This is a genomic window from Salinicola halophyticus (assembly GCF_003206695.1).
In the GTDB taxonomy this organism is placed as follows: Bacteria; Pseudomonadota; Gammaproteobacteria; order Pseudomonadales; family Halomonadaceae; genus Salinicola; species Salinicola halophyticus.
In genome coordinates this window covers 60,539-82,430 of sequence record NZ_PZJN01000001.1, presented here as the reverse complement: position 1 = coordinate 82,430, position 21,892 = coordinate 60,539, and the positions used below count along the sequence as shown (strand labels likewise).

Genomic DNA, 21,892 nt, shown 5'->3' with positions numbered 1-21,892 from the left:
GATCAGGCGCCGTTGTACAGGGCGAGCGCAAGCCACTTGGTGTGGCCATCATCACCGAGCCAGCGCGGGGAAGTGCTAAAGAGGTTCACGATCGGATGCCGCTGGCGCTGGATAATGACTCGGTCGAGCCTTGGCTGGATCCTGCATTCACGGAGCGCGACGCCATCCGTGGCGTCACTCGGCATATCGACGCCGGCCTGATCCGACACTGGCCGGTGAGTCCTTTAGTCGACAAGCCCGGAGACGATCGTAGCGCGCAGCTAATCAATCCGCTCAAGCCAGTTTCCTACATGACTGTGTGCCATTTCTTTCCCTAAGGCTTTCAAAGTACTAGAAAACTGGTCCTAAGGGATGATGGCTGATCTTGTAGACTAGCCACGAGTCCATAGATTTGGACCTGCGTATTGGCCCGGCCTTTTGGCCGGGTTTTTTTGTGGCGTAAACCTCTCCACTGGACCACAGTATGTCAGCGTCATGGACGACGCGCGGTCCACACATCTAACACGCAGCCAGGGACGCGCAGAATGGAAGCTGCGGGAGGCTTGGTGTGGATGTTCCCGGCTGGAGACGGCCGGCCTTTCCTTCGTGTCCTAACTCTATTTTCTATCACTTAACCTAGATCAACTCATTTGCGACCTGTTCGGTCCACTGTGGCGCCAGCGCTAGGAAGGCGCTGAACCAAGGATGGAGCTGCAGGAAGCGGTTATCACACGGATGCACGGCAGGATGCCGTGGAGTGTTTGCAGGGATAGCAGCGCACTTGAGACTTGCTTGAACCGGAGTCTCTTTTTCGCTGCGCATCAATAGAGTTTTACCTCTGGCAGTTCATCCCACCTCGTTGTATAGCGCTGCGGCAGCAGCTCGGCTTTCAGCTTCCAGTCCGCTTTGCCCTTCGTGCCGCCCAGGCGCAATTTGCCACTCCCCATACGTTTGTTCAGCTCATCCATCCCGCCGATGCCTTGGCCGACCGCTCGCGTTCTTCGTCACTCTCTGGTGAATCGAAGATATCGGACTGCATTGCGTCACTCCGGACGAGGTATAGCATCATGACGCCGGCGTTCATTTATCGGTACCCATCGCGCCACATACGCTTGAGGGCCGCTTGGGCGGCGTGCGCGCGGATCGCTTGACGCGCCTCGTGAACGTCGCTGGAAAGCCGACCGAACGATCAGCTGTTCATGATGTTTGTCGAGCGACGACAATCAGTTACTTCACTTCAGAGAGTTTTCTCGCTTGCGTAAAAAAGCCGCTCGGGGAGAGCGGCATAATGGGGAACGAACATTGCAAATTCGAGTGACGGTAACTACGCCGCTTTCGCGGTGACGCCGCTGCGCGCGTCATCACGAGCCATTGTGATCAAGAGTTCCAGCGATTTGCTCAGAGTATACATCCGGTGGTTCGGGGAGGCGAAGCCTGATTGATGGTCACGGGTGCCAATAAACTCACCGCATGCCAGGCAATTTATTTCGTCCCAGTCTTGAGCGGTATCGTCTGAGGCTGCTTCGTGGTGCCCGCATCGGGGGCATGAGATCTCATGATTCATGGTAGCCATCCTTGGCTTGCTTCTGCCGGCCATCCTGGCCAGTCGATGTCTGAGTAACGCCCTTGTACCGGTTCAATCCTCCCGGCTTTCTGCCAGCGTTCCGTGCTGGCCAATTGATACTGGCACGATTTCAAAACCTGTACAAGAGTTATGTTCGTGTACAAGGTGGAGTTAAGTCATGGCAGATTTCAAACAGCGCGAGTGGATCAAGTGGAAGTGGGGTGACAACTGGGCGAAAGGCCAAATCACCCGGAAGTATCAAGAGACGGTGACGCGAAAGCTGCAAGGCAGCGAGGTCACGCGAAAAGGCAGCGAGAAGAACCCCGCCTATCTGATCAAGCAGGAAGACGGTAGCCGCGTGCTCAAGCTGCACACTGAGATCAAGAAGGTATAGCAGAGGAAGCGAGCATGACATTTGAAGAATTTGTACAGCTTGCCCACGAATCCAGGGTAGAGGAGTTGCATGTCGAATCCTTGGAGGGCGACATTTTCCTTTACTGCGCCTACGTCGAAGGGGAAAAGCACGTACTGATGGATAAGAATGGTGTGCCTCTTCACCCGCAGTCATTGGGTCACGCTCGGAAATGGCTCATCGATGCTGGGGGCCTGGAGGACGTCCCGCTGTTCCTCGTGCAGGAGACACCCTACGACGAGATGATCGGCCTCGATTCCAACAGCGAGAGCCACAAAACGCCGATGACATTACATTCAGGATTATAACCGCTCCGGTAGGGGCGTTTTTCGTGCCTGCGAGAAGCGCTCGGCTGCGCCCCACACTGCGCTACCGCCGCGGTTGGACGTAGATCCGATGATAGTCATCATCGCTCAGCGATTGATACCACTCCCGCTGGCGACGGAGGTGATCAGCGTAGTCGACAGGATCGGAGTCGGGCGTGTCCTTGATGCGCTCGTATCGCTCCCGCTCGCGGCGATTCTTCCCCATTCGCGGAATGTCTTTTGTACGTCGAATTGTATGTCGATACCGCATTCCACCAACCTCACCGACTACACGGATCGTCCAGCGGGACCTCGCGGGGCCGGAAACGGCGGGAGAGGGCGTCGACGCCAATGTTGAGCACAGCGGTGATCAGCAGCAGGAAGAAGGCGTGGTCGAACATCAGATATTGGAAGCTGGAATCGATGTAGAAGCCGAGTGTGGCGACACCGAGCATGCCGAGCAGGGCGGTCTCGCGCATGATGACTTCCGCCCGATAGCAGATCAGCGCCAGCAGGTTGGGGTAGAGCCTAGGCAGTAGTTCGTAGGCGTAGCGCCCGGAAGCCGGCAGGTCGGCCATTCCGGTTTTCAGGCCGTCAGCATGGCGCGCCACCAGAAAGGCGATCACGGCGCCGTTGTGCAGGGCGAGCGCCAGCCAGGCCGGCAGCATCGAAGGACCGAGCATCAGCAGGAAGATGAACGCCAGCAACAGTTCCGGCGTCGAGCGCAGCACGATCAGCATTAGCCGCCCGCCAACGCGCTGCCATGGTCGCCCGAAATGGCGGCTGGCCAGCGGCCACAGCAGCAGCGCCAGAACCAGACTGCCGGCAGTGCCCATGAGTGCCAGCAGCAGCGTATTGCCGATCGCCGGCAGCAGATCGGGCAGGCCGGCCAGCCAACTGCCCATGCCGGCCAGATCGCCCTGGAGCAGGGGCGCGGGCCATAGATCCTGACTGACGAATCGCCACAGCAGGTCACCGTCGACTTCCGGCCACGGCCCCAGACAAAACAGCGCGCCAACCAGCAGTATCGGCAGCAGGCGGCGGTGCCCCCACCACTGCAGGGTAGCGATCAGCGCATAGAAGACCCACAGCAGGGCGCCGGCTTCACCGAAACGCCCTTCGCGGAACGCACTTTCGAGATAGAAGCCGAGGGTTGGCAGCCCGACGAAGCCGAGCAGCACGCTGGCACGCATGGCACATTCGAAACGGTAACGGGTGTAACTGGCGAGACGCTCCCACACCAGCGGCAACTCGGCGTAGAGAAAGCGCGACAGCCGGTCGACCCCGCCGGGCAGTGCGTCGGTTGGCGCTCTGGGCGTGAGTTCGAGAATTTCGGCATAGACCTTGGCGAAGATGCCAGCGTAGGGAATGGCCAGCGCGGCGAGAGCGGTGACTGCCGACAGGCCGAAGACTTGAATGAACAGCAGGGCCCAGAACAGTTCGTGAATGGCACGGACGAACGCGCAGAAGGCTCGCACCATTCGCGAATGGTGAAACAGCAGCGCCAACGGGAAGCCCAGTATCGCGCCGATGAAGGTGCCCCACAGCGCGACGCTGACGGTCAGGGCAATCGCCAGTAGCGGGTTTTCCAGGCCGAGGAAATCGGGCCAGACAAAACCGTCGAGCATGCGCCACAGCTCTCCCCACGGATCGACAGCGATGATCCGCAGATCGGCAAAGGGCAGCAGTAGCAGGCACAGCAGGATCAGCGCCAGCGATCGGCGTGCCAGCGTCAATCCCGGGCTGTTGCCCCGCAATAAACCGGGTGCGCCACTCATGTCGACGATGCTGCCCTGTCCTCACCTTTCGCCTCGCCCGGCGTTTCATCTTTCGTGTCGCCCTGGGTCGCGGTCGAATCCGGATAGAGCGCGTCGAGCCGAGCCAGGGTCAGCTCGCGGGTCGGGGCATCGAGCACCACGCGGCCATCACGGAGGCCGATGATCCGATCGAAGTGACCCAACGCCAGGCGGTGCTGATGCAGGGCGATAATGCTAGTGGCATGGCGAGCCTGAATACGTTCCAGCAGTCGTAGCGCCTGATGGGGATCGACGCTGGCCAGCGGTTCGTCGCCCAAGAAGATCTCGCGCTGCTGATAGAACGCTCGGGCGATGGCCACGCGCTGGCGCTGTCCGCCGGAAAGTTGCTCCACCGGTCGGCGTAGCAGGCCCTCGAGACCCAGCTCATGTGTCAATGTCTCGACGGTCTGCCAGGCTTCCCGCCGGGGCTTGACGAGGTTGAAGAGATTGGCCAGCGCGGAATGTCGCTCCAGCCGTCCCATGTAGACGTTGTGGTAGACCGACAGCAGCGGCACCAGGCCATGCCCCTGGGGACACCAGGCGGCGGTATTGCCCAGGCGGCGACGGATCTCGGCGAGCAGCGTCGACTTGCCGGCGCCACTCTGCCCCAACAGCGCGACGCGTTCGCCGGCCTGAAACGACAGCGTCAGCCCCGGCAGCACGACGTGCGTGCCGTGCCCCAGGTCGACGTCTTCGAAGCGCAGTAGCGACATGGGCCTCAGCGCAGCAGGCCGATGGATTTACCCACCGATTCGATCGGACCGTAATCGTCATTGCTGGCCGGAATGAAGCCCGACCGCGGGAAGCTCTCCAGCAGCTCCGGGTCTGTCATGTCGAGCAGCGCCTTCTGGACCTTGTCGGTGAAGCCGTCGCCGTAACGCTCGTCGGCGTCGCCGCGCAGCGTCCACTGATAGTCCGGGTAGGTGGGGGATTCCCAGATCACCTCGACCTTGTCGGTATCGACTCGCCCGTCCTCGACGGCGGCCTGCCACACGGTGAAGTTCACCGCGCCGACGTCGTAGGTGCCGGATTCCACCAGTGCGATGGTGCGCGAGTGATCACCCGAGAAACCGACGCGGGAGAAGACCTGTTCCGGGGCCTTGTCGAAGCGCTGACGGATGAAATGTTCGGGCATCAAGCGACCGGACGTGGAGGTCTTGGCGCCGAACGTGAACGAGTGGCCGCTGACCGATTCCGGCAGTTCGTCCTGCTCCGGTTCGATGCCGGTCGAGGTGTTGGCGATGAAATAGCTGCTGAAAGCGGCGTCTTCCTTGCCCTGGGCGATAGCCTTCGACCCCGGCACCAGCTGGCGTGCCTGGACACCGGACAATCCGCCGAACCAGGCCAGTTGAACCTGATCGTTACGGAAGGCCGTGACCGCGGCACCGTAGGAGGTGACGGGGACGTATTCGACATCGACGCCGAGCTGCTCGGAGAGATAGTCGGCGACCTTGGAAAAACGCTCGACCAGGCGTGACTGGTCCTCGTCCGGAATCGCCGTGAAGCGAAAGGTGTCGGCGGCGTTGGCGGCCGAACAACCGAGCAATAGAACTAGAGCAAGCATCCAGCGCATGAGAAAACGACCTCGCGGGTATTAGAAGGCGCCCATGATAACCGGATTCGGGTGACGGCATTAAGCCGCGAGTGGTCGTAGGAGATCGCGGATCCCCCCAGCGTCGATGACCTCGCAGACGCGCTGGCGGGAAGCGCTCAGGGCGCCTTCGGCGCGAACTTGGTCGGCCGCAGGCTCTCCTTGATCTTCTTGAGGTGGGGCAGAAACGATTCGCCCCGGCGCAGCGTCACACCGGTCGCGAGCACATCGATCAACGCCATGTGCAGCATCCGCGAACTCATCGGCATGTAGACTTCGGTGTCTTCCGGCAAATCGACGGGAAGTAGGTCGGTGCAGACATCGGCCAGGGGCGAGCCATCGCGGGTAATGCCGATCACCAGTGCGCCGCTGTCGCGGGCGAGCTGGGCGGCTTCGACCAGGTCCCGAGTGCGGCCGGTATAGGAGATCACCACGATGACGTCGCCGGTATGGGACGCCGCCGCGACCATGCGCTGCATCAGCACGTCGTTGTAGGCGGCAACCGGCAGGTTGAAGCGGAAAAACTTGTTCTGTGCATCGAATGCGGCCGGCGCCGACGCGCCCAAGGCGAAGAAGTTGATCTGACGCGCCTGGGATAGATGATCGACGATGCGTTCGATCCGCTTGGGATCGATCGCGCGGCGGGCCTCGTCCAGTGCGGCAATGGTCGCGCCGATGATCTTGTCGGTGTAGGCCGTGGCATTGTCGTCGCTTTCGACACTACGGCTGACATAGGGCGTGCCGCCAGCCAGACTCTGGGCCAACTGGATCTTGAAATCCGGGTAACCCTTGGTCTCGAAATTCCGGCAGAAACGGTTGACCGTGGGTTCGCTCACTGAGGCAGCCTGTGCCAGAGTGGCTATGCTCATGCCAATCGCCGCATCGGGATCCTGAAGGATGACGTCGGCGACCTTGCGCTCCGAACGATTCAGTTCGTCGACCCGCGAACGAATGCGGGCAATCAGATCGTGGACTGCCATGGCTACGAGCATCTCCTTGCGGCGGAATGACTAGGCTTTTCATCGAGCAGGCCCTGCATCCTAGCCTTTGCCGACAGGTGCGCCAAGCGCCGATACTCAGGGGCGCGTCAGTCCAAGATCCCCAGGCACGGTATACTGACGAGAGACCGGTAATTTAGTTACGAAGTTGAATGTCAAATGTCACACGAGTGGCGTATTTTATTCGTAAATTAACGACTTTAGCGGAGGGAGGCAATGACTAGAGAGGCAACGCCCAACGTGGATCTGGCGCTGTTCGGCGCCCTTGGCGATCTGGCGCTGCGCAAGCTCTATCCCGCGCTCTATCACCTGGATCGCGACGGTCTGCTCGGCCCCGATACTCGAATCCTGGGGCTGGCTCGGCACGAGCATGATGGCGACAGTTTTCGTGGCTTGGTGCTGGATATGCTCAAGAAGCGCGTCAAGCCCAAGGAGCTCGAGCAGAAGTGTCTCGATCGCTTTCTGGCGCGGCTCGAGTATTCACGGCTCGACTTCGATACCGTCGAGGGCTACGAAAAGATTCGGGATTGGCACGCTGAGAGCCCGGATGCGACATGTCCGCTGACGATTTATTTGGCGGTGCCGGCGAGCATCTACGGGGCGATCTGCGCCAACCTTCAGCAGAGCGGCAGCCTGGATGACGACTCCCGCGTCGTGGTCGAAAAGCCCATCGGCTACGATCTCGAGTCTTCCCACGAGATCAACGACGCCATCGGCGCGGTCTTCCCCGAGTCGCGTATCTACCGGATGGATCACTATCTGGGCAAGGAGACCGTCCAGAACCTGATCGCGCTGCGCTTCGCCAATCCCATGTTCGGCAACCAGTGGAACCAGAGCCAGATCTCGCACGTCGAGATCACCGTGGCCGAGCAGGTCGGCATCGAAGGGCGCTGGGGCTATTTCGACAAGGCCGGTCAGCTTCGTGACATGGTCCAGAACCACCTGCTGCAGCTCTTGACCATGCTCGCCATGGATCCGCCGGCCAATCTCGACGCGGACGCCATTCGTGACGAGAAGGTCAAGGTGCTCAAGGCGCTCAAGCCGCTGGAAGGCGAAGACCTCAACCGACACGTGGTGCGCGGTCAGTACGTGGCCGGCACCATGGGCGGCGAGAGCGTGCCGGGCTATCTCGACGAGGAGGGCGCCAACACCTCCAGTACCACCGAGACCTTCGTCGCCATGCGTCTCGAAGTGGCCAACTGGCGCTGGGCCGGCGTGCCGTTCTATCTGCGCACCGGCAAGCGTCTGCCGGAAAAGCTTTCACAGATCGTGATTCATTTCCGCCAGCAGCCGCACTACATCTTCGATCCCGATCAGCGCAATCTGGCTGCCAACAAGCTGGTGATCCGGCTGCAGCCGGAAGAGGGCATCGCGCTGCAGGTGCTGACCAAGGATGGCGGTCTCGACAAGGGCATGCGGTTGCGCCCCGGCCCGCTGCACCTGGATTTCAACCACGCCTTCCCCAAGGAGCGGATCCCGGATGCCTACGAGCGCCTGCTGCTGGAAGTCATGAAAGGCCAGCAGTATCTGTTCGTGCGCCGCGATGAGGTCGAATACGCCTGGAAATGGGTCGATCAGCTGATCGACGGCTGGGAAAAGCGCGACATCCCGCCGCGTCGCTATCCCGCTGGCTCCTGGGGCCCGGTCGCCTCCATTGCGATGATCACGCAGGACGGACGTTCCTGGTATGAAGACTACTGATACCCAGTCTACCGAGCCCAAGGCGATCGGGGGGCCACGGGAGCAGATCGCCGTCCAGCTGGCGGAGGCTGCCGCTCGTGCATTGACGGCCGATCTCGCCGACCAGCCGCGCGCGCTGTTGGTCGTCTCGGGCGGGTCGACACCGCTGCCGTTCTTCCAACGTCTCGCCGAGCAGGCGCTGGATTGGTCGCGGGTCGACGTCACGCTGGCCGACGAGCGCTGGGTGGCCGCGGATCATCCCGACAGCAATGCCCGCCTGGTCCGGGAAACGCTGCTCGTTGGTCCGGCGGCGGCGGCCACGTTCCATTCGCTGACCACGGACGATCCCACGCCGGAACAGGGCGTGGCGACCGTTGCCGCGCGTCTGGCCGCGCTACCCTGGCCGGCCAGCCTGGTCGTGCTCGGCATGGGCAACGACGGCCATACCGCATCGCTGTTCCCGGATAGCGGCGAGCTCTCCCTGGCGCTGAGTACCGATGACAGCGTCGTGGCCGTGAGAGCGCCCAGCGTGTCGCAGCCCAGGATTACCTTGAGCGCCGCGCGACTGCACGATGCGCGGCGCCATGCGCTGCATCTCGTCGGTGATGCCAAGAAGGCAGTGCTGGCCCAGGCGCTCAGCGGAGACGACGTCCGCGAACTGCCGATCCGGGCTTTCCTGACCTGCCCGCTGACCCTCTATTGGGCGCCCTAGCGCCGGACCTCTTTCAAAGGAACCATCTCGATATGTCATCCGAACAACGCTTTCCCACCGCTCACATCGAACGTCTGGATGCGATCTGTCGCTCCGGAGCGATCATTCCCGTGCTGGTCATCGAGCGTCTCGAGCACGCCGTGCCGCTAGCCAAGGCGCTGGTCGACGGCGGTCTCGACGTGCTCGAGATCACGCTGCGTACCGACTGCGCGGTCGAGGCTATCAAGCAGATCAAGCAAGCGCTGCCGGACGCGGCCGTCGGCGCCGGGACGGTGCTCAGCATCGACCAGTATCGACTTTGCGAGGAGATCGGCGTCGACTTCGTGGTGACGCCGGGCACCACACCGGCGCTGTTCGAGTACGGCGTCAACAGCAGCGTACCGCTGTTGCCGGGCGTGGCCACCGTTTCCGAAGTCGTTACCGGCTGGGAATATGGCTACCGTCGTTTCAAATTCTTCCCGGCGGAATCGAACGGCGGTGCCAAGGCGATGAAGTCGTTTGGCGGCCCGCTACCGGAAGCGCTGTTCTGTCCGACCGGCGGGGTCACCGTGGATAATGCCGCCGACTATCTGGCACTGCCCAACGTGATGTGCGTGGGCGGCTCCTGGATGGCGCCGAAATCCCTGATCGATAACGAAGACTGGGCGGGTATCACCGAACTGACACGAGCCGCGACGCAGCGCTATCCGCGTTGATGATTCACTGACCGGCAACGACACCGCTATAAAAGAAGGCCCGATCCATGGATCGGGCCTTCGCTTTTACGGTTCGCGTCTCGAGGAGCAAGTGCCTGGCGCTTAGCCGCGCTCGATCGCCGTTGCCACGCCCTGGCCGCCGCCGATGCACAGCGTCGCCAGACCGCGCTTGGCATCGCGACGCTGCATCTCATGCAGCAGCGTCACCAGGATGCGCGCGCCGGAGGCGCCGATCGGATGGCCCAGTGCAATGGCGCCGCCGTTGACGTTGACCTTGTCGTCGCGCCATCCCAGATCCTTGGCCACGGCCAGCGTCTGGGCGGCGAAAGCTTCATTGGCCTCGACCAGGTCCAGCTCGTCGATGGTCCACCCGGCCCGCTCCAGGCAGCGGCGAGTCGCTGGCACCGGGCCGATGCCCATGGTGGCCGGATCGACGGCGGCATTGGCATAGGCGCGGATGGTCGCCAGAACCGGTAGCCCGAGCTTGGCGGCCCGCTCGGCGCTCATGATCAACAGCGCGGCGGCACCGTCGTTGAGCGAAGAGGCGTTACCGGCGGTCACGCTACCAGTCTTGGAGAAAGCCGGCTTGAGCTTGCCAAGCGACTCGGCGGTAACACCGTCGCGGGGCTGCTCGTCGCGCTCGACGAGGATATCGTCGCCGCGTCGCTGCGGCACGCTCACCGGGGTGATCTCGGCGTCGAAGCGCCCGCCGTCCCGCGCTGCGCAGGCGCGCCGTTGGGACTCGGCGGCGTAGGCGTCCTGCGCTTCACGGGAGATACCCCACTGTTCCGCGACGTTCTCCGCCGTGATCCCCATGTGATAGTCGTTGAAGGCGTCCCACAGGCCGTCGCTGATCATGCTGTCGAGCAGCTCGGCGTGGCCCATGCGCAGCCCGGTTCGCGCCTTGGGCAGCACGTAGGGCGCGAGGCTCATGCTCTCCATGCCGCCGGCGACGATCGCCTCTGCGTCACCGCAGCGAATCGCCTGCACCGCGAGGTGCACTGCCTTCAACCCCGAGCCGCAGACCTTGTCGACGGTCATTGCCGGCACGCTGTCGGGCAGGCCCGCCTCGATCGCGGCCTGGCGCGCGGTATTCTGGCCCAGACCGGCGCGCAGCACGTGGCCCATGATCACCTCATCGATACCGGCGGGATCGATGCCCTCGAGCACGCGGCGGATGACGGTCGCGCCCAGGGTCACGGCGGGAACGCTCGACAGGCCGCCCTGGAAGGTGCCGATCGGCGTGCGCTTGGCCGCGACGATGACGACGTCGCGCATGGTGGCTGCCGTTTCTTCAGACATGGGCCGTCTCCCGCTGGTCGATCAGTTCGCAGCCGGTGGCTTCACGAATTTCCTCGAGGGTGACGTCCGGCGCGAGCTCGGCCAGCGCCAAGCCGTTTTCGGTGACGTCCATCACGCCCAGGTCGGTGATGATGCGGTCGACCACGCCGACACCGGTCAGCGGCAGGCTGCACTCTCCCAGAATCTTGTGTTCCCCCTTGGCGGTGTGGCTCATCAGCACGACGACGCGCTGCACGCCGGCGACCAGATCCATGGCCCCGCCCATGCCCTTGACCATCTTGCCGGGAATCATCCAGTTAGCGAGATCGCCCTTTTCGGAGACCTGCATCGCGCCGAGTATCGCCAGATTGACGTGGCCGCCGCGAATCATCGCGAAGGAATCGGCGTTGTCGAAGTAGCTGGAGCCGGGCAGGGCGGTGACGGTCTGCTTGCCGGCGTTGATCAGGTCGGGGTCGAGGGTCTCTTCGGTCGGAAACGGGCCGATGCCGAGCAGGCCGTTTTCCGACTGCAGCCAGACATCCATGCCCTCGGGGATATAGTTTGCCACCAATGTCGGCTGGCCGATGCCGAGATTGACGTAGAAGCCGTCCTGCAGTTCGCCCGCGGCGCGTTCGGCCATCTGTTCCTTGGTCCAGGCCATATCAGTTCGCCTCCCTGAGCGTGCGTTTCTCGATACGTTTTTCCGGTGTCGGGTTGTGCACGATACGGTGCACGAAGATACCCGGCAGATGGACGTCGTCGGGATCGATGGCGCCGGTCTCGACGATCTCCTCGACCTCGACCACGCAGACCTTGCCGGCCATCGCCGCCAACGGGTTGAAGTTGCGCGCGGTCTTGTTGAAGCGCAGGTTGCCCGCCTTGTCGGCGACCTGGGCCTTGATCAGTGCGACATCGACCGGTAGGCCACGCTCCATCACGTAGTGCTCGCCGTCGAACTCGCGCACCTCCTTGCCTTCGGCGATCTTGGTGCCATAGCCGGTCTTGGTGAAGAAGGCGGCGATGCCGGCACCACCGGCGCGCAGCCGCTCGGCCAGCGTGCCCTGCGGGCAGAATTCGAGCTCGAGTTCGCCGGAGAGATACTGGCGCTCGAACTCCTTGTTCTCGCCGACGTAGGACGAGAGCATTTTCCTGATCTGGCGCGATTCGAGCAGCAACCCGAGACCGAACCCGTCCACGCCGGCGTTGTTGCTGGCGACGGTCAGATCCTTCTTGCCCGTGTCGCGCAGGGCGACGATCAACGATTCGGGGATGCCGCACAGGCCGAAGCCGCCGACGGCCAGTGTCATGCCGTCCTTGATGAGACCTTCCAGCGCTTCATCGGCGCTGCCAAACAGTTTGTTCATGTGTCCTCGTCCTGAAACGGAAGTCGCGCAGGGATCGCCTGGAAACCTCGTGGCCGATGTCAGAGTGAATGTTCGACTCGATGTCCGAATGAACGTTCGACTCAAGGCTTGAGTGAATGTCCGAACATGATGCTCTCGCAGGCGATCGGTTGGTGAGACATTACCATTCGAGGCAGGGCGCCGAAGGTCGATTAGACGATAGGAGTAGACGCCGTCGCGACAGGACGGCGTCGGGTAGCTTCGCGACATGAGCGTGGCGACAGCGTGTAAGCACGGCGAGGGCGCCGTAACGAACAGCTTGTCCTAGCGCGGCAGGTCGTCGAGATCGTCGGCGCCGGGCAGCGAAACGAAAGACCCGGCACGGGTGGCGGCGAAGGCGCCGCAGCGGCAGGCAAACGTCAGCGCCTCGCTCAGGCGGGCTTCGTCGGCCAGCCAGTCGGAGAGTGTCTCGCAGGTCACGTCGTCTCGTGACAGGGAAGCCAGCAGCCCGCCGATGAAGGCATCGCCGGCGGCAGTGGTATCGACTGCCTGCACGCTTGGCGGTATTGCCTGTTGCTGACGATCGGCCTGATAGGCGATTACCGGGCCCGGGCCATCGGTGATCACGATCAGTCGGGCGCCCTTGGCCAGCCTGGCGCTGGTCCATTCGTCGACGCTGCGATCGCCGCGCAGGGTATCCAGCTCTTCGGTGGAAAGCTTGATGACGTGGGCACGTTCCAGCAGTTGCTCGACCAGTCCGATATCGACGTTGCCCTGTGGCCACAGCATCGCGCGCAGATTGACGTCGACGCTGATCAGGCAGCCACCGCGGCGGGCGATACTGGCCAGATCCAGCGTGGTGCGGGCAATGGCGGTATCGGTCAGACTGTTGCTGCACAGGTGAACCAGCGCCGGCTCGGTGAAGATGCCGGATGGCAAGTGTTCGCGGCGATACAGCAGGTCGGCAGCGGGGGGGCGATAGAAGTCGAACTGACGCTCGCCCTGAGCATCGCGGGAGACGAAAGCCAGCGCCGTGCGGGCCTCGCGGGTCCTTACCACGTGCTGGGTGTCGACGCCGTAGCGATTGAGCTCATCGACCAGGAAATCGCCGAAGCGATCATCGCCGATCATGCCGAGAAACAGGCTGGGGATACCCTGTCTGGCGCACGCCACGGCGGCATTGGCCGGCGCACCGCCCGCGTAGGGGGTGAAAGACTCGGGGCCGCTGTCGGTGCCGAGGCGGCTGGACAGCATGTCGACGAGGGCTTCGCCGAAGGCGATGATAGGGGTCATGGGTTACCGACTCTCTTCTCTAGCGGGAATCCTGATGCGGCGTACTTGGTCTTGTCGAACCTGGCCTTTTCGAATCTGGTCTTGTCGAACCTGATCTCAGCGACCTGTCTTGTCGGCTGGGCCTGTCGAGCAAGACGCCGCATCAAACGTCATCAAGGCACCCGGTGGCTGCGAGCTTCCTCGAGCAGTGCAAACCAGGTCGGGCGATCGAGTTCGAGATTACTGCTCAGCAGTAGATTGTCGATACGTCTTTCATCCAAAGTGCCGGTCACCGGCACCGGTCTGCCCGGCAGGCGTCTCAGCCAGGCCAGCGCCAGCCCGGCAGTGGTCGAGTTGAGCTGTTCCGCCAGTCGAGACAGCGCGCTGCCCAGCACGTCTTCGAACACTGACCCACCCCCCAGTGGGGACGAAGCCATCGGTGCCATTCCGTCGGCGAGGACGGCGTCGTAGAAGCCGTCGAACAAGGCATCCGGATGTGCCAGCGACAGTTTGAGCTGATGAGCGCCTAGCCGATTATCCATCGCAGCCTGCAGGCGTCGCCACTGCTCCGGCAGAAAGTACGACACGCCCACCGCACCGACCTTGCCGGCCGCGATGGCGTCGTCCAGCGCCCGTGCCGCGGCTTCGGTATCCATCAGCGGGTCGGGGCGATGCAGCATGAAATGATCCAGACGATCGACGCCGAGACGAGACAGGGAACCGTCGATGACCTGGGTGAGATGACGTTCGGAAGTGTCGTAATGCTTGACCCCGAACGCAGAGGTGTCGCGATGCGGCAGAACGATATTGCCCTTGGTCACCACTCGAACCCGGGACTTGAGCGACGGCCGGCGGGCCAGTGCCTCGCCGAAGCGCTGTTCGCCCAGGTGGTTGCCGTAGCTGTCGGCGTGATCGAACCAGTGCAGGCCCTGGTCGACTCGCGCTTCCAGCCAGTCGGCGAACTTTTCGACATCGTCGAATTCGGGGCGCTCGTAAAGGCGCATCATGCCCAGAATGAAGGGCGAATCGAAAATCAGATCGTCACTCACGCCGGCTGTTCCTCTCGCACGATGGTGGTGGACAGCAGGTGTTGACTGTCGGGGACCAGCCATACCGGATCGACCCGGGTACAGGCGGCTTCGACGCAGACGAAGCGCAAGCCGGCCGAGGCGGGGGTATCGTCCGGCAGACCGTCACCGGGGTGCCAGACGACCGTGGAGTCGCTGCCCTGTTTGCTGATCAGCAGGCGGCGCTGGCCGTCGTCCAGTACCACGGCGCGATTGGACTGGTAGATGCGATCCAGCGCGCCTCGGATGCCCAGTTCGCCCTGCTGATGGTGCTCGGCAAAGTGTTCGAGCTTGTCCAGATACCGCGCGCCCGCCAGCCCCTCGACGCGGCACCGATGGGTATCGGCAACGGCGAAATAACTGTGCAGGGCCCCGGTCAGCTTGACCGGTGTGGTGCCGGCGTGGCGGGTCATCAATTCGACGGTCAGACGCTTGTCGTTGGCATGAACCACGACGTTGGGAACGAGCTGGTCGTGCAGGCGCTCTTCAGGAGAGAGGTGAATCTCGACGCCGCTGCCGGAAACGCTGTCGTCGACGGCATCGACACGCCACGGCGCCGTGCGCGCGGGGCCATGCATGGGGCCCTTGCCATCCGGTGACTCGTCGGCGAACCATGGCCAGCAGACGGGAATACCGCCGCGGATGGCGCCCGGCATGGCTTGCGGCGTCGGCGTCACCCACAGCCAGCCATCCTCCGCGCCGGGAGCCGGTCGGGTGCTCGAGGCTCGCCCGGCTTCGTCGGCGAAAGGTAAAAAGTGCAGAACCTGTGCGCCCTGCAGCGAGATCGCAAGCTCGCCCCATTCGGCGTTGAGCAGCAGAAGACGTCGGCCTTCCCACTCGGCCTCTTGCTGGCCGTCGGTCGCATCGATCAACTCCCGCAGCGTATCCGGGATCATGTCACCTCCTCGTTATGCAGAGCTTCCGCCGCGCCCAGCAGTCCGGTCCACGGCGCGGTCACCACCCAGGTGGGGATGCCGGCATTGTAGGCGCTCAGGCGGCCCTTGTCGGCAAAGGCGCGACGGAAGTCGCTGCGCGGCAGCCAATCGACGAGGCGCGGAATGATGCCGCCGCAGAGGTAGACACCGCCCAGCGAGCCTAGCGTCAGGGCGACGTCGCCGGCCGAGCTGCCGAGAATCTTGAGAAAGCGCAGCAGCGCCTCGCGGGCGACGCGGTCGCCGGCACGCGCGGCGCCGGTGACTTCGGCCGGCGTATTGTACTGCGCGGTGACGTTGAGCAGCGCGGCGTGAGCCAGATAGAGATCGAGCAGCCCCTGGCCGCACAGCAGGCGCTCGATCGAGACCCGGTCGTAACGGGCGCGGAAGTAGCCGAGCAGCTGACGTTCGCGCTTATCGGTGGGGGCGAAGGTGGCATGGCCGCCTTCCGTGGTCAGCGGGATCCAGTGGCGCCGGCTGGGAACCAGGCCGGCCACGCCCAGCCCCGTGCCGGGCCCCATGACCAGGCGAGGACGGCGGGCCTCGGCCTCGCCGTCGCCGATCTTGACCAGATCCTTGTCGTCGATATGCGGGATGCCGAGCGCCTGGGCGGTGAAGTCGTTGATGACCTTGAAATTCGACAGCCCCAGCTGTTCGGCAACCGCTTTCTTGGAGAACGCCCAATCATTGTTGGTCATCTTGACCCAGTCTTCATGAACCGGGCAGGCGAAGGCCAGGCAGGCCTCCTCGGGCGCTTCGGCGCCGACCTTCTTCAGGTAGGCCTGAATGGCCTCGACCAGCCCTGCGTAGTGGGTGCAGGGAAGCGTTTCGATCGACTGCAGTTCGACGCTGCCAGGCATGACCAAGGCAAAGCGCGCGTTGGTTCCACCGATGTCGCCGATCAGGGCGGGAGTGGTCATTTGTGCCCTCCGGGCAAGTCGGCGGCCTCGAAGCCGCCAAAGGTAGCCGCGCCTTCCTCGGCACCACCGACCAGCTGGCGGAAACCGGCGAACAGCTCGCGACCCATTCCATGATGATAGTGATCCAGATCGCAGGTCGCCGGTTCGCGTTGTGCCCAGGTTTCGGCATCGACGAGGGCTTCGAGTACGCCGTTGTCGGGGTCGAGCAGCACTCTGTCTCCATCGCGCAGATAGGCGAGGGGGCCTGCGTCGACCGCCTCCGGCGTGACGTGGATCGCCGCGGGTACCTTACCAGAGGCACCGGACATTCGCCCATCGGTGACCAGCGCGACCTTGTGGCCGCGATCCTGCAGCACGCCCAGAAACGGCGTCAATTGGTGAAGCTCCGGCATGCCGTTGGCGCGCGGCCCCTGGAAACGCACGACGACGATGATGTCCCGGTCCATTTCCCCGCTTTCGAACGCGGCCCTGACCTGGCTCTGGTCATCGAAGATTCGCACCGGCGCTTCGACCCGGCGAAACTCCGGCTTGACGGCGGACACCTTGATCACGCCGCGGCCCAGATTACCGTCGAGCACGGCGAGGCCGCCGGTGGACGAGAACGGTCGGGTCACCGGTCGCAACACGTCTTCATCGAGACTCTGCTGCGTGCCTTCGCGCCATATCAGACGATCGCCATCGAGGAACGGCTCCTGGGTGTAGGCGTGCATGTCGGTGCCGAAGGCGGTGCGCACGTCGGCGTGCATCAAGCCCGCCGAGAGCAGTTCGCGCACCAGGAAACTGACGCCGCCGGCGGCATGGAAGTGATTCACGTCAGCCTGGCCGTTGGGATAGATGCGAGTCAGCCCGGGAATTACCGTCGACAGCTCGGCAAAATCGTCCCAGGTGATGGTCAGGCCGACCGCGGCAGCCATCGCCACCAGATGCAGCGTGTGGTTGGTCGAACCGCCGGAGGTGAGCAGTCCGACCATGGCGTTGACGATGGCGTGGGCGTCGATCTGCTTGTAGAACGGATGATAGTCACCGCCCTGATCGCTGTTGCGGATCACCTGTTCGGTACTGAAACGGGTGATCGCGTCGCGCAGCGGGGTGCCCGGATTGACGAAGGAAGTGCCCGGCATGTGCAGGCCCATCATCTCGAGCATCAGCTGATTGGAGTTGGCGGTACCGTAGAAGGTGCAGGTGCCGGCGCTATGGTAGGACTCCGACTCCGCTTCCAGCAGCGCGTCACGTCCGACCTTGCCTTCGGCGTAGAGCTGGCGGATACGAGATTTCTCGGCGTTGGGCAGGCCGCTCGGCATTGGCCCGGCGGGAACGAACACGGCCGGCAGATGGCCGAAGCGCGCCGCGCCGATGAACAGTCCTGGCACGATCTTGTCACACACACCAAGATAGAGTGCACCGTCGAACATGTTGTGCGACATCGCCACCGCCGTCGACATGGCGATCACGTCGCGGGAGAACAGCGACAGTTCCATGCCCGGCTGGCCCTGGGTCACGCCGTCACACATGGCCGGCACGCCGCCGGCGAACTGGGCGGTGCTGCCCATGCCGCGGGCGGCTTGCTTGATCAGTGCGGGGAAGTGCTCGAGAGGCTGATGCGCCGACAGCATGTCGTTGTAGGAGGAGACGATGCCGATGTTGGTGCTGTTCATCAGCTTGAGGCTGTTCTTGTCGCCGGCGTTGCAGGCGGCGAAGCCATGCGCCAGGTTGCCGCAGGAGAGCTCGGCGCGATGAACGCCGCGACGATGCTGCTGCTGCATGCGTTCTTCATAGAGGCGGCGACGATCGGCTGAGCGCTCCTCGATGCGTCGCGTCACACGGTCGACTGTAGAATTGAGCTTCATGGTGTGCCTCATCGAGCTGTCAGGTTTGTTTGGTAAACTTACCAAAAAAACATCGCATTTGTTCGCGAATGAGCCTTTTGTATTAGTCTTTCGGAGTAATATTTTTTCATGCAGCAATGTTCTAGACTGCGTGTTCTAGACTGTTCACGAGCTCCACGGTGATCGAGCTTGGCGCTCGATCCGGCGTCGCCCAGGTGTCTGCCAATGCAGGCGCTAGCAGAACCTGACGTTTCAGGCTTTCACAGCGCTTGCCTCGAGAGGCTGTCACGAGGGCGCGGCTATGCCACGCAGCTGAACTTTCGAATTACGTCACCAAGAGGAGAGCACCATGACATTGCGTGTCGCCATCAATGGATTCGGCCGCATCGGCCGTAACGTGCTTCGTGCCATGTACGAAAACGGCTATCGGGATCGGATCGAAGTCGTCGCCATCAACGATCTGGGCGATCCGGCGCTTAATGCCCATTTGCTACGTCACGACAGCGTCCACGGGCATTTCGGATTCGAGGTCACTCACGATAGCGATACTCTGAGCGTAGACGGAGATAGCATCCGGATCCTCTCCGAGCGCGATCCGGCACAGCTGCCCTGGAAATCGCTGAACGTCGATTTGGTGATGGAGTGCACGGGGCTGTTCACCAAGCGTGACGCTGCCGCCAAGCACATCGAAGCCGGCGCCGAGCGTGTGCTGATTTCCGCGCCCAGCGGTGACGCCGATGCAATGGTGGTATTCGGGGTCAATGAGCATGTGCTCAAGCCCGAGCATCGCGTCGTCTCCAACGCTTCCTGCACTACCAACTGTCTGGCGCCGGTGGCACAGGCGCTGCAGGAAGGGGTCGGCATCGAGAGCGGTCTGATGACCACGGTGCATGCCTACACCAATGACCAGAACCTCTCGGACGTGTATCACAAGGATCCGTACCGGGCGCGTAGCGCGACCCAGTCGATGATCCCGACTCAGACCGGCGCTGCCGCGGCCGTGGGTATCGTGCTGCCGGAGCTGAACGGCAAGCTCGATGGCCTGGCGGTTCGTGTGCCGGTGATCAACGTGTCGCTGGTGGATCTGACCTTCACCGCCGGCCGCGATACCAGCAAGGAAGAGATCAACCAGATCGTCGAGAAGGCGGCTGCCAAGTCGGCGGTGTTGGCGGTGAACTCGCAGCCACTGGTCTCGATCGATTTCAACCATGATGCCAACTCGTCGACCTTTGACACCAACCACACGCGCGTCAATGGGCGTCTGGTCAAGGTCATGGCCTGGTACGACAACGAGTGGGGCTTCTCCAACCGCATGTTGGATACCGCACTGGCGATGCAGGCTGCCAGCTGATTTCGGACGGATCCGGGATCTGAACGCGTCGGGCGACAGCATGGCTGTCGCCCGACGTCGTTTTCCGGGCGAGCATGGCGCAGTCCGTGCTCCGTGGCGTTTTCCTCTGCTGTGTCATCCCTTCTACTACTTAATCTCTCTTTCACGCAGTCTTTCTGCTGCGAGCGCTTCGCCTGCTGCCCGCGATTGTGCGGTTTGACCTGAGCCTTTGGCCCGGTTCGTCGAATCCCGAAATCGTGTCCCTTAGCGCCGAAGTCATGCCTGATTTGCGCTCAAGTCGTTCGATCAGGTGTCGATAGAGCGTGTAAGCTGGGCAAATGTGCTTGCGGGCTTGGACTTGCCGGGCCGACCCTCTAATGTAGCGCTGAACGAATGTCATTTTTATTCACGCGTATTTTTATCTACGCATCATTTCATCCACTCATCGTTTCATTTACGCACAGAGGTCGGCGGCGTCATGCAGGACAACATCATCAATGCGCATCGTTTGATCGGCGAGACCATCCACGAACCCGAAACAGAGCGCCGCGGCCGAATCGTCGGTGTCGATCAGTCGCGTGCCGTGCCGGTGATTTTCGTGATCTGGCAGGAGCAGTCGGGCATACAGCGTTTCGAATTGACGCGCGACGAGCTGCGTCAACTGGCCGAGGCCTGTGGCCGTGCCCGTTCTACAGGCCACGATACCAAAGCCGAGCGCAAGAGCGACGACACGGGGGCATCGCTCGAAGATGCCGCGTTCGTTTCGCCGGAACTGAATCAACGTCGTGTCGGTTCACGCTGACGCGATTTCGTTCTATCACCCAGCCGCGCGTCATAGTACTGCGGCTAGATGAGGCCGGAGTGCATGGGTCAACTTAACGCCTTCGTGCATGACGATGGCAGTTTGAGTGCGGAAGCGCAGCACTGGCTGCAATCGTTGCCGGGCACGGCCTATGTCACCGATTCGGCGTGGTGGCTGGGCGAGCTCCACTTCCTCGCCGATTCCATCAGCACATTGGGTCAGCGCCAGGCGGCGGATTATCGGTCTCAGCCCGACCGATGGCTGGCCCAGATTCCCGAGCCCGAGCGTTGGCCGTTACTCGAACAGCTGCAGCAGGCGCTGGCGCGCGGCGATCATGCGGCGCGGCTCTCCTACGTGGTGGAAAGGCAGGATGGCTCGCAGTGCGAGGTCGACGACAGCCTCAGCATCCTGCGCGATGCCGATGGCGCGGTGGTCGCGCTGGTGGGTTTCCTGTTGCCGCAGAAGATCGAACCCGTGGTGAGCGAAAGTCTGTCCCTCCAGGCACTGCTCGATCACAGCGACGACGTGATCATGGCGCTCGACGAGGATCTCAACTGCTGCGACGTGGCGGGCAATACCCAGGGCATGCTCGGGATCGCCGTGGCATCGCTGCGTTCGAGTTCACTGTTCGGCCTGATGGCCCCCGAGGATGGCTCGCGGGTTCGGCGGTTGCTGGCGGAGGGCGCGGCCCAGGCCGCCTCGGCGATGCTGGAGCTGAGGCTGAGGCATCGGGATCGCGGATACCGCTGGTTCGAGATCCATTTCTCGCCGTGTCCGTTACCCGCGGCGCTGACATTGACGTCTTCGGAGATGCCGGGGTGGATCGCCGTCGCGCGGGACATCACCCAGCGCCGGCAACAGTCGCTTCAGTGGGATGCGTACACTGCCACGGACGAATTGACGTCGGCCCTCAATCGAGAGCCTTTCATGGGCCTGTTGAGCCATGCGTTCTCGAGCGGCGATGCCACCGCCCGGTTCACGCTGATCGTCTTCGACGTCGATCATTTTGGCGATATCAACGCCGCCTGGGGACGCGAAGGCGGTGATCTCGTGCTCTCGTGCATCGGCGAGATGTGTCGGGCGACGCTGAAAGAGCGTTTCAGTTTCGGAAGGCTGGACGATGACACCTTCGCACTGTTGCTGAGCGGCAAGTCCCTGCAGGAGAGCGCTGCTATCGCGGAGCGGCTACGCGGGCGGTTCGCCTCGACCCGAGTGGAGTTTCATGGTCATTGGCTGGCTTTCTCGGTTAGTCTTGGGGTCGCCGAACGCCGTGCGGATGAGTCCGCGCAAGCCCTGCTGGCGCGCGCCGAGGCGGGTGTCAAAGCCGCCAAGGGCAACGGCAGAGACCGCGTACAGCAGGCGCCATGAAGAAAAAAGCGACCAATCC

22 protein-coding genes are annotated in these 21,892 nt (G+C 62.8%); 9 read left to right on the top strand and 13 right to left on the bottom strand.

All coding sequences use genetic code 11. From position 1 onward, the window contains the following. The first annotated feature begins 41 nt into the window (after positions 1 to 41). Positions 42 to 317 (top strand): SOS response-associated peptidase family protein, encoded by a 276-nt coding sequence (locus tag DOM58_RS00320; protein ID WP_245392090.1) that lies wholly within the window; start codon positions 42 to 44, stop codon positions 315 to 317. 483 nt (positions 318 to 800) lie between these two features. On the opposite strand, the gene DOM58_RS00315 is transcribed toward DOM58_RS00320, so the two are convergent. Then, complete coding sequence (locus DOM58_RS00315; RefSeq protein ID WP_110691334.1) at positions 801 to 947, bottom strand: DUF4113 domain-containing protein; 147 nt, start codon at positions 945 to 947, stop codon at positions 801 to 803. Between the two features lie 774 nt (positions 948 to 1,721). Between DOM58_RS00315 and DOM58_RS00305 the strand changes: the two genes are divergently transcribed. Further along, entirely contained in the window at positions 1,722 to 1,937 is a 216-nt protein-coding gene (locus DOM58_RS00305) for a hypervirulence associated TUDOR domain-containing protein (protein ID WP_110691332.1), read from the top strand. Between the two features lie 14 nt (positions 1,938 to 1,951). Next, complete coding sequence (locus DOM58_RS00300; RefSeq protein ID WP_075563020.1) at positions 1,952 to 2,263, top strand: DUF6482 family protein; 312 nt, start codon at positions 1,952 to 1,954, stop codon at positions 2,261 to 2,263. 278 nt (positions 2,264 to 2,541) lie between these two features. Here the strand turns inward: DOM58_RS00300 and DOM58_RS00295 are convergent, their stop codons facing one another. The 4 genes from DOM58_RS00295 to hexR all read right to left on the bottom strand — a co-directional run bounded on the left by DOM58_RS00295 (position 2,542) and on the right by hexR (position 6,627). Beyond that, complete coding sequence (locus DOM58_RS00295) at positions 2,542 to 4,038, bottom strand: PhnE/PtxC family ABC transporter permease (protein ID WP_110691331.1); 1,497 nt, start codon at positions 4,036 to 4,038, stop codon at positions 2,542 to 2,544. Continuing rightward, positions 4,035 to 4,769 carry an ATP-binding cassette domain-containing protein gene (locus DOM58_RS00290; protein ID WP_110691330.1) on the bottom strand — a complete coding sequence of 245 codons (735 nt, stop codon included), beginning with the start codon at positions 4,767 to 4,769 and terminating at the stop codon, positions 4,035 to 4,037. Before DOM58_RS00290 ends, DOM58_RS00295 begins: the two co-directional genes overlap by 4 nt. A 5-nt stretch (positions 4,770 to 4,774) precedes the next feature. Beyond that, positions 4,775 to 5,629: a putative selenate ABC transporter substrate-binding protein gene (locus DOM58_RS00285; RefSeq protein WP_110691329.1), complete on the bottom strand. Its 855-nt coding sequence runs from the start codon at positions 5,627 to 5,629 to the stop codon at positions 4,775 to 4,777. A gap of 137 nt (positions 5,630 to 5,766) precedes the next feature. Continuing rightward, positions 5,767 to 6,627, bottom strand: a complete 861-nt coding sequence (hexR, locus tag DOM58_RS00280) for a transcriptional regulator HexR (protein ID WP_110691328.1) — start codon at positions 6,625 to 6,627, stop codon at positions 5,767 to 5,769. 234 nt (positions 6,628 to 6,861) lie between these two features. On the opposite strand from hexR, the gene zwf reads away from it, so the two are divergent. From zwf to DOM58_RS00265, 3 genes are read left to right on the top strand one after another with little or no spacing between them, the layout of a single operon-like run. Next, positions 6,862 to 8,346: a glucose-6-phosphate dehydrogenase gene (gene zwf, locus DOM58_RS00275; protein WP_075563025.1), complete on the top strand. Its 1,485-nt coding sequence runs from the start codon at positions 6,862 to 6,864 to the stop codon at positions 8,344 to 8,346. After that, positions 8,333 to 9,037: a 6-phosphogluconolactonase gene (pgl, locus tag DOM58_RS00270; protein WP_245392089.1), complete on the top strand. Its 705-nt coding sequence runs from the start codon at positions 8,333 to 8,335 to the stop codon at positions 9,035 to 9,037. The genes zwf and pgl overlap by 14 nt, the downstream gene beginning before the upstream one ends. Before the next feature lie 32 nt (positions 9,038 to 9,069). Next, complete coding sequence (locus tag DOM58_RS00265) at positions 9,070 to 9,732, top strand: bifunctional 4-hydroxy-2-oxoglutarate aldolase/2-dehydro-3-deoxy-phosphogluconate aldolase (RefSeq protein WP_110691327.1); 663 nt, start codon at positions 9,070 to 9,072, stop codon at positions 9,730 to 9,732. A 102-nt stretch (positions 9,733 to 9,834) separates the two neighbouring features. Here the strand turns inward: DOM58_RS00265 and DOM58_RS00260 are convergent, their stop codons facing one another. From DOM58_RS00260 to edd, 8 genes are all read right to left on the bottom strand, one after another. Continuing rightward, positions 9,835 to 11,010 carry an acetyl-CoA C-acetyltransferase gene (locus DOM58_RS00260; RefSeq protein WP_110691496.1) on the bottom strand — a complete coding sequence of 392 codons (1,176 nt, stop codon included), beginning with the start codon at positions 11,008 to 11,010 and terminating at the stop codon, positions 9,835 to 9,837. A 16-nt stretch (positions 11,011 to 11,026) separates the two neighbouring features. Continuing rightward, entirely contained in the window at positions 11,027 to 11,674 is a 648-nt protein-coding gene (locus DOM58_RS00255) for a CoA transferase subunit B (RefSeq protein ID WP_110691326.1), read from the bottom strand. A gap of 1 nt (position 11,675) precedes the next feature. Beyond that, entirely contained in the window at positions 11,676 to 12,377 is a 702-nt protein-coding gene (locus DOM58_RS00250; protein WP_110691325.1) for a CoA transferase subunit A, read from the bottom strand. Between the two features lie 303 nt (positions 12,378 to 12,680). Further along, the gene (locus DOM58_RS00245; RefSeq protein ID WP_110691324.1) at positions 12,681 to 13,649 is read right to left on the bottom strand and encodes a carbohydrate kinase family protein; all 969 of its coding nucleotides are present in this window, start codon (positions 13,647 to 13,649) and stop codon (positions 12,681 to 12,683) included. A gap of 152 nt (positions 13,650 to 13,801) precedes the next feature. Then, the gene (locus DOM58_RS00240) at positions 13,802 to 14,677 is read right to left on the bottom strand and encodes an aldo/keto reductase (RefSeq protein ID WP_110691323.1); all 876 of its coding nucleotides are present in this window, start codon (positions 14,675 to 14,677) and stop codon (positions 13,802 to 13,804) included. Further along, positions 14,674 to 15,591 carry a D-hexose-6-phosphate mutarotase gene (locus DOM58_RS00235; protein WP_110691322.1) on the bottom strand — a complete coding sequence of 306 codons (918 nt, stop codon included), beginning with the start codon at positions 15,589 to 15,591 and terminating at the stop codon, positions 14,674 to 14,676. Before DOM58_RS00235 ends, DOM58_RS00240 begins: the two co-directional genes overlap by 4 nt. Beyond that, on the bottom strand, positions 15,588 to 16,547 hold the full coding sequence (gene glk, locus DOM58_RS00230) for a glucokinase (RefSeq protein WP_110691321.1): 960 nt from the start codon (positions 16,545 to 16,547) through the stop codon (positions 15,588 to 15,590). Before glk ends, DOM58_RS00235 begins: the two co-directional genes overlap by 4 nt. Then, positions 16,544 to 18,394: a phosphogluconate dehydratase gene (edd, locus tag DOM58_RS00225; protein ID WP_110691320.1), complete on the bottom strand. Its 1,851-nt coding sequence runs from the start codon at positions 18,392 to 18,394 to the stop codon at positions 16,544 to 16,546. The genes glk and edd overlap by 4 nt, the downstream gene beginning before the upstream one ends. Before the next feature lie 328 nt (positions 18,395 to 18,722). Here edd and gap point away from each other — a divergent pair, with 328 nt between their 5' ends. The 3 genes from gap (at position 18,723) to DOM58_RS00210 (ending at position 21,873) form a co-directional block, all read left to right on the top strand. Continuing rightward, complete coding sequence (gap, locus tag DOM58_RS00220; RefSeq protein ID WP_110691319.1) at positions 18,723 to 19,724, top strand: type I glyceraldehyde-3-phosphate dehydrogenase; 1,002 nt, start codon at positions 18,723 to 18,725, stop codon at positions 19,722 to 19,724. A gap of 331 nt (positions 19,725 to 20,055) precedes the next feature. After that, the gene (locus DOM58_RS00215) at positions 20,056 to 20,505 is read left to right on the top strand and encodes a hypothetical protein (protein WP_157957464.1); all 450 of its coding nucleotides are present in this window, start codon (positions 20,056 to 20,058) and stop codon (positions 20,503 to 20,505) included. A gap of 63 nt (positions 20,506 to 20,568) precedes the next feature. Beyond that, positions 20,569 to 21,873, top strand: a complete 1,305-nt coding sequence (locus DOM58_RS00210) for a sensor domain-containing diguanylate cyclase (RefSeq protein ID WP_188113752.1) — start codon at positions 20,569 to 20,571, stop codon at positions 21,871 to 21,873. Positions 21,874 to 21,892 lie beyond the last annotated feature (19 nt).